The sequence below is a fragment of the Trueperella sp. genome (assembly GCF_043424875.1).
In the GTDB taxonomy this organism is placed as follows: Bacteria; Actinomycetota; Actinomycetes; order Actinomycetales; family Actinomycetaceae; genus Trueperella.
In genome coordinates, this window is sequence record NZ_JBHWPL010000103.1 from 1 (window position 1) to 7368 (window position 7368).

Annotated in this window: 5 protein-coding genes, 1 rRNA gene and 1 pseudogene; 1 reads left to right on the forward strand and 6 read right to left on the reverse strand. The window is 59.3% G+C overall.

Features of this window, described 5'->3' with window-relative positions:
* The 5 genes from ACHFFR_RS08525 to gatC form a co-directional block, all read right to left on the reverse strand.
* Window positions 1-314: ribosomal RNA gene (locus ACHFFR_RS08525) — 16S ribosomal RNA — on the reverse strand; the annotation flags it as partial.
* Window positions 315-911: 597 nt separating this feature from the next.
* Window positions 912-2300, reverse strand: coding sequence for an NADP-dependent malic enzyme (locus ACHFFR_RS08530; protein WP_394263840.1), 1389 nt, complete (start codon window positions 2298-2300; stop codon window positions 912-914).
* A 266-nt stretch (window positions 2301-2566) separates the two neighbouring features.
* Window positions 2567-4063 carry an Asp-tRNA(Asn)/Glu-tRNA(Gln) amidotransferase subunit GatB gene (gene gatB / locus ACHFFR_RS08535; protein WP_394263841.1) on the reverse strand — a complete coding sequence of 499 codons (1497 nt, stop codon included), beginning with the start codon at window positions 4061-4063 and terminating at the stop codon, window positions 2567-2569.
* A complete protein-coding gene (gene gatA, locus ACHFFR_RS08540; RefSeq protein WP_394263842.1) occupies window positions 4063-5562 on the reverse strand; it encodes an Asp-tRNA(Asn)/Glu-tRNA(Gln) amidotransferase subunit GatA in 1500 nt (499 codons plus the stop codon). Before gatA ends, gatB begins: the two co-directional genes overlap by 1 nt.
* Complete coding sequence (gatC, locus tag ACHFFR_RS08545; RefSeq protein WP_394263843.1) at window positions 5559-5861, reverse strand: Asp-tRNA(Asn)/Glu-tRNA(Gln) amidotransferase subunit GatC; 303 nt, start codon at window positions 5859-5861, stop codon at window positions 5559-5561. Before gatC ends, gatA begins: the two co-directional genes overlap by 4 nt.
* Before the next feature lie 34 nt (window positions 5862-5895).
* On the opposite strand from gatC, the gene ACHFFR_RS08550 reads away from it, so the two are divergent.
* Window positions 5896-7155, forward strand: coding sequence for a phosphatidylserine/phosphatidylglycerophosphate/cardiolipin synthase family protein (locus tag ACHFFR_RS08550; protein WP_394263844.1), 1260 nt, complete (start codon window positions 5896-5898; stop codon window positions 7153-7155).
* 23 nt (window positions 7156-7178) lie between these two features.
* Here ACHFFR_RS08550 and ACHFFR_RS08555 read toward each other — a convergent pair.
* Window positions 7179-7368 (reverse strand): annotated as a pseudogene (locus tag ACHFFR_RS08555) (GIY-YIG nuclease family protein); the annotation flags it as partial.

A 7368-nucleotide genomic window follows, 5' to 3' on the forward strand; every position in this document is an offset into this window, starting at 1 on the left:
TATGTCGGTCACCCTCTCAGGCCGGCTACCCGTCGAAGCCTTGGTAGGCCATCACCCCACCAACAAGCTGATAGGCCGTGAGCCCATCCCCATCCAAAAAATCTTTCCAACCAACCCCATGCGGAGAAGGCAGAATATCCAGTATTAGACCCAGTTTTCCAGGCTTATCCCAAAGACAGGGGCAGGTTACTCACGTATTACTCACCCGTTCGCCACTAATCCACCAAAACAAAGTTAAGGCTTCATCGTTCGACTTGCATGTGTTAAGCACGCCGCCAGCGTTCGTCCTGAGCCAGGATCAAACTCTCCACAAAAAACCAAACACCCACCAAAAAAGGCAGACGAAAGATCCATAATGCAGAAAACCTGAAAAACAAGCTCTCAAAAAACCAGAACAAACTGGCAAAAAACTGCAACCAACACCCCACCCACAACGAGCAGAACACCAGCCACAGCACAAACCAACCCAACCCAAACAGGCCAGGCCAGCCAAAAAATACAACATAAAAAGCTGACACACTATTGAGATATCAAACAACACACCCACTGGCGATGACCTGCAGTTTTACCTGCCTGCCCCGCCGGAGCAACCTCTCCAACTTAGTCAATCGTTTCGCTCGAAGTCAAACTCTTGCGATGCGGTTCACATTGCTGGTGATTCGCTGTTGTTCAGTTTGTGTTTCCCACTCGCTGAGCAACGAAATGAAACTTTACGGCTCACGCAGGCCATGGTCAAACCACATCGCGGTGTCTCTACTCACACACCTCGTTTACCGCATGTTTACACGAAAGAACGCGCTGTGCCTGAGGGCACAGCGCGTTTGAGTGGAGATTTCACGAATCTTCTGTGATGCGCCATTTACCTGCGCGTTACGTTCGTGCACCCCGTCGTTGCGAGGTGTTCGCTCCCCCTACTTCGTCTTTCCGTTCGCGAACTCCTCACGGATCGCGGCAGCCACCTTGTCTGCAAGGCCCGTATGGAACACGCCCGGGATAATGTATGCGGCATTGAGTTCTGTATCTTCAACGGCGTTGGCGATGGCATTGGCTGCCACGACCAGCATGTCGTCGGTGACCTGCTCAGCTTGGACGTCGAGCATTCCGCGGAATAGTCCCGGGAAGGCAAGCACGTTGTTGATCTGATTAGGAAAGTCTGATCGGCCGGTTGCAACGACCGCGGCATGCTCTCCTGCAACAATGGGGTCAACTTCGGGGGTCGGATTCGCGAGCGCGAACACGATCGCGTCGTCCGCCATCGTTGCAATGTCATCGCCCGTCAAAATGTTTCCCGCGGATACACCAATAAACACGTCTGCACCGGCCAGGGCGTCCTTCAGCGAGCCATCCACGGCTCGCGGATTGGTGTTCTGAGCCAGCCAGTTGCGGTCTGGGTCTGCCTCTTCGCGGAACACGCCCAGCGTGCCCGCGCGGCCGGCGCCGATGATGTCCGTGGCGCCCTGCCCTATGAGCAGACGAATGATCGCGTTGCCCGCTGCGCCAACGCCCGACACAACGATCTTCACGTCCTCAATCTTCTTGTCCACGAACTTCAGCGCGTTAATCAGCGCGGCCAGAACGACGACGGCCGTGCCGTGCTGGTCGTCGTGGAAGACGGGGATGTCGAGCTCTTCCTTCAGGCGACGTTCGATCTCGAAGCAGCGTGGCGCCGCAATATCCTCGAGGTTGATGCCACCAAATCCGGGGGCGAGCGCCTTGACAATCGAGATGATCTCCTCGGTGTCCTTCGTATCGAGACAGATCGGGAACGCGTCCACATTGGCGAAATTCTTGAACAGCGCAGCCTTGCCCTCCATCACCGGCATCGCTGCCTTCGGCCCGATATCGCCGAGTCCGAGCACGGCGGTACCGTCGGTCACAACAGCAACGGTGTTTCGCTTGATCGTCAAGCGGCGCGCTTCTGACGGTTCTTCCATAATGCGCTCACAGATCGCTGCCACACCCGGCGTGTAGATCTTCGACAGGTCCTGTCGTGTCTTAAGCGGGCGCTTGAGCGTCACCTCGATCTTTCCACCAAGGTGCGCTTGGACGGTCGCGTCGTGAATGCCAAGAACGTTCACGTCCGGATCCGTTTGGAGATGAGAGCGAATCACCTTCGCGTGGCCGAGATCCAAAGTCAAACAGGTGACATCGAACGTCAGCGTGTGCTCGTCGGACTTGACTATGTCGAGGCCTGTGATCATCCCTCCGTTGTCCGAGATTACTCGTGTCGCTTTCGGAACGGACTGCGCATCGAAAGGTGTGCGGATTCTGAGCGTGACGGCATAACTTGGGTAAGCCATAAAAGAACGATTCCTCCCTTGGAAAACTTGCTATCCCCATCATGCCAAATGAGTCGGTTCTATTCCCGGGTGGTATCGCTCAGTGGAAAGCACGGCCGCATTTCGACGACGCCGTCCCTGAGGCTGACACGTAGTGAGCACGACGCCGTCCCCGCGGCTGGCACTGTGCTGTAGCACATGGGCACGACGCCGTCCCAGCACGTACGAAGCCCCGCCGGGTGGATGCCCGGCGGGGCTTCGAGTCGGAGATGGCTCGGTGTGGTCAGCTACGCCTGATTCGCGCGCTCCATGACGAGCTCGCGCACGCGCGCCGCATCAGCCTGTCCGCGGGTTGCCTTCATGACAGCCCCGACGATCGCGCCAGCGGCCTGCACCTTGCCGTCACGAATCTTGTCGAGAATATCGGGGTTCGCCGCGAGAGCCTCGTCGACGGCGGCGTTCAGCGCCGCGTCGTCGGACACAACTTCGAGGCCGCGCGCCTTCACTACCTCCCCTGGCGTGCCTTCACCTGCGAGCACACCATCAAGAGTTTGGCGCGCGAGTTTGTCGGTGAGCTTGCCGTCCTCGACGAGCTTGTCGAGCTCGGCGATATCGTCCGGAGTCACCGGCACGTCGGCGAGTTCAAGCTCGTTGTCCTTGGCGTAGCGAGCCAGCTCGCCCATCCACCACTTACGGGCACCTGCGGGAGTCGCACCGGCATTCACGGAATCCACAATCAGATCGAGCGCATCCGCGTTGACGATGTCGCGCATCTCCATATCGGACACTCCCCATTCGCCCTTGAGTCTGCGGCGCTTTTCGGCAGGCAGTTCAGGCAGGGACTGGCGAATCTCTTCCACCCATTCACGCGATGGCACGATCGGAACGAGATCGGGCTCGGGGAAGTAACGGTAATCGTCCGCGTCAGACTTGGGACGCCCGGACGACGTCGTCGAATCGGCTTCCTGCCAGTGGCGCGTCTCCTGGAGGACGGACTGACCTGCCTCGAGGACTGCTGCCTGGCGGCGCATTTCGTACTCCACCGCACGCTCGATCGCGCGGAAAGAGTTGACGTTCTTCGTTTCGGTACGCGTACCGAGCGGGGATTGCGGGGTCTTGCGGAGCGATACGTTGACGTCCGCACGCACGTTTCCGCGTTCCATGCGCGCTTCGGAGACGCCGATCGCCCGCACAATATCTCGTATTGTGCGCACGTAAGCAGCGGCTACTTCAGGAGCCCGCTCTCCCGCACCTTCAATGGGTCGGGTCACGATCTCCACGAGCGGCACGCCAGCACGGTTGTAATCGACGAGCGAGTAGGACGCCCCCTGCAGGCGGCCCTCGCCACCAATGTGGGTATTCTTGCCGGCGTCTTCTTCCACGTGCGCGCGTTCGATGGGAACGCGGAAAATTTCGCCGTCGCTGAGCTCCACGTCCACGTAGCCGTCGTATGCGATCGGTTCGTCAGACTGGGAGGTCTGGACGTTCTTTGACAGGTCCGGGTAGAAATAGTTCTTGCGAGCAAATTGGCACGACTTCGCAATCTTGCAGTTCAATGCCAAGCCGAGTCGGATCGCGTATTCGATCGCTTTCTTATTGACCACAGGCAACGCACCGGGAAGGCCGAGCGAGACCGGCGTCGTATATTCGTTCGGTTCACCACCGAAATCGTTGGGGGCGGCGTCGAACATTTTCGTCTTGGTCGCCAGCTCGACGTGCACCTCGAGGCCCAGCACAGGATCGTAGGAATTCACCGCGTCCTCGTATTCCAGCAATTCATCCATTATGCGTCCTCCCTAACGTCAATCGGGCATTCTCGCACCGAGGGGTCGGCGATCGCCTCAATCATGGCGGCCACCTTGTACATGCGCGCGTCCTCGTGTGCCGGGGCAACAACCTGTACACCGACCGGCAGGCCGTCGGACAGGCCGGCCGGAACAGACACGGCAGGTACGCCAGCAAGGTTCGCAGGCGTGGTTGTCATGTCGTTCATGTACATCGACATGAGGTCCTTGCTCTTTTCACCGAATTTGAAAGCGGTGGTCGGAGCTGTGGGCGTAATGATTGCGTCCACTTGAGAGAACGCCTCTGCCAAATCGCGCTGGACGAGCGTACGCACCTTGAGCGCGGAGCCATAGAACTGGTCGTAGTGGCCGGAGCTCAGCGCGTAGGTGCCGAGAATGATCCGACGCTTAACTTCGGCGCCGAGCATCTTTCCGCGGGTTTCGCGCATCATCGTCTCTGCCGTGACGGGGCCATCGGTGGGCTCGACACGGTTGCCGTAGCGGACGCCGTCGAACCGTGCCATGTTCGACGAAACCTCAGCCGGCATGATCAAATAGTAGGCCGCGATAGCCGTCTCGAAGGACGGTAGCGAGACGTCGACGATCTGCGCGCCACGTTCTTTGAGTGACTCAACAGTTTGCTTGAAAACAGCTTTGACGCCGTCCTCAAATCCGTCGCCCCCCATTTCTTTCACGACGCCGAGGCGCAGCCCGCTCAGATCCTCGGCTCGCGTTCCTTCGCCGCTTGCGTCAAGAAGTCCGTGAGCAGGCTGAGGTAGGGACGTGGAATCGAGGGGGTCATGGCTCGAGAGAATTTCTTGAAGCGCAGCGGCATCTGCCACGGTTCGCGTGACGGGCCCAACTTGGTCCAACGACGACGCCATGGCGACCACGCCATACCGCGAAATGTTGCCATAGGTCGGTTTCGCGCCAACAGTTCCGGTGAGTGAACCAGGCTGGCGGATCGATCCGCCCGTGTCAGATCCCAGCGCCCACGGCACCATGTAGGCGGCGACGGCGGCCGACGAGCCACCGCCCGATCCGCCCGGCGTGAGGCCTTCGCCCCACGGGTTGACTGTGGGGCCGAAGGCCGAATTCTCCGTCGAGGAACCCATGGCGAACTCGTCCATGTTCGTGTGGCCAACGATCGGCAAGCGCGCTGCCTTGATGTTCTTCACGACTGTCGCGTCATACGGCGCGATCCAGCCCTCGAGCATCTTCGAACCACAGGTGACCGGAGTGCCGTGCTCACACATGTTGTCCTTGAGCGCGATCGGCACACCGGCGAACGGAGGAAGATCCTTGCCAGCCGCCCGATCGGCGTCGACAGACCGGGCAACCTCAAGCGCGCCGTCGTCGTCGATAAAAAGGAACGCGTTGAGCCGCTCGTTCTCGGAGTGGATCCGCTCGAGCGTCGCCGTCGTCAGCGCCTCGGCAGTGATCTCGCCGGCGCGCAGTTTTTGCGCGAGCTCGACGGCGGAAAGCTTCAGAATGCTCATGCTTCCTCCCCCAGAATCTGAGGCACGGCGAACTTGCCGTCCTCGTGAGCGGGTGCGGATGCGAAGACCTCGTCCAGGTCCACCTTGTCGTCCGTCACCACGTCTTCACGCCACACGTTATATAGCGGGATCGGGTGCGAGGTAGGCGGAATATCGGAGTTAGCGACGTGCTCGACCGCCTCCATGGCATCGGAGATCGTGGTCAGCTCTTTGGCGAACTGTTCGATCTCTTCATCTGTTAAAGAAATGCGTGCGAGGTCCCCCAGATTGGCGACCTCGTCTTTGGAAAATATCGACATGCCTAAAGTCTAACGCGTTGGATAGTATGTGCACATGTCGCTCATATCTAGGCCAAATCGTGGAACTGCCAAACAGGTGGTCAAGTGGGCCGTGGGCGGCATTCTCGCGGCGCAGGTTGCTGCCGTGGCGGCCGTGGTTGCCATTGATGAACATCGCAAGCGCCGAAACCCGCCAACCGAGGAATTCCCAACGATGGAGCCTCGCACGGTTCACGTGGCCGACTCGGATTTGACCGTCTACACCTACGGCGAGGATCTGTACGAGGACATGCTCGCCGCGATCGAGGGCGCGCGCGAGCAGATCTTCTTTGAGATCTACATTATGAAAGCCGACGCCGTCGGACACCGTTTCCGCGATGCCCTCATTGCTGCCGCGCGCCGGGGCGTTGACGTGTACATCATCATCGATACGTTCGGGAACCTGAATCAGGATCCGCGCTTTAGGCGCTTCCCGGACATGCCCAACCTGCACGTGATCCGTTTCCCGGTACTGCGCACCGGATTGTTTACGGGCCAGGGCAAGGATCGCGGTTTTGACCACCGCAAGATCTTGGTGGTGGACGAGCAGATTGGTTTCGTGGGTGGCTACAACATCGGCGAGCTCTACGCCGCGAAATGGCGCGATACCCATCTGCGAATCGTCGGCCCCGCCACGTGGGAATTGGAGAACGCGTTTACCGACATGTGGTCGGTCTACCGCAAGTCCCACCATCCGCGCCTCCCGGATCGCGGGCAGTCCAAATGGAACTCGCGGATTACGGCCATTCAGAACATTCCAGCGTTCAAGTCCTACCCCGTGCGGGCCATGTACCTGTCGTCAATTGACCGCGCCGACCGGCGCGTGTGGATCTCGATGGGCTACTTCATCCCCGATTTTGCGATGATGCACTCGCTCAAGCAAGCCGCGCGCCGCGGGGTCGATGTGCGGGTGCTGGTCCCCCAGTTTTCAAATCACATTGTGGCGGATTGGGTTGGACGACCGCACTACGACGAGTTGCTGGCCGCCGGCGTGCGAATCTTCCGTTATGAAGAGGCGATGATTCACGCGAAGACGATGACGGTGGACGGCGTGTGGTCAACCGTGGGAACCACAAATATCGATCGCCTGTCGATGGACGGCAACTTCGAGATCAACGTGGAGATCTTTGACAAGAGCAGCGCGGAACTCATGGAAGAGATCTTCGAGCTCGACCTCACGAATTCCCACGAGCTTCTGCCCGAAGAGTGGGCCGAGCGCGGGCGCCTGGCGCGCATCACCGAACGCATTCTCAAGCCGCTCGGGCCTCTGCTTTAAGGTTTAGCTGACGGAGCTCCTTTTCAACGTTCGATGAGTGTGCCCGCGGCGCGATCGTATTTGTAGTCGACGATGTCGCCTGATTCGATCATGCTTACGGCTTCGTCGATTACGTCAATGTGGACAACGAACCACTCTGACGGGTCGTAGGACGCACCGTCTGCGGCGACCTGCGACACGTCGAGCCGAACCTCCGAAAAGACGCGGTGAGAA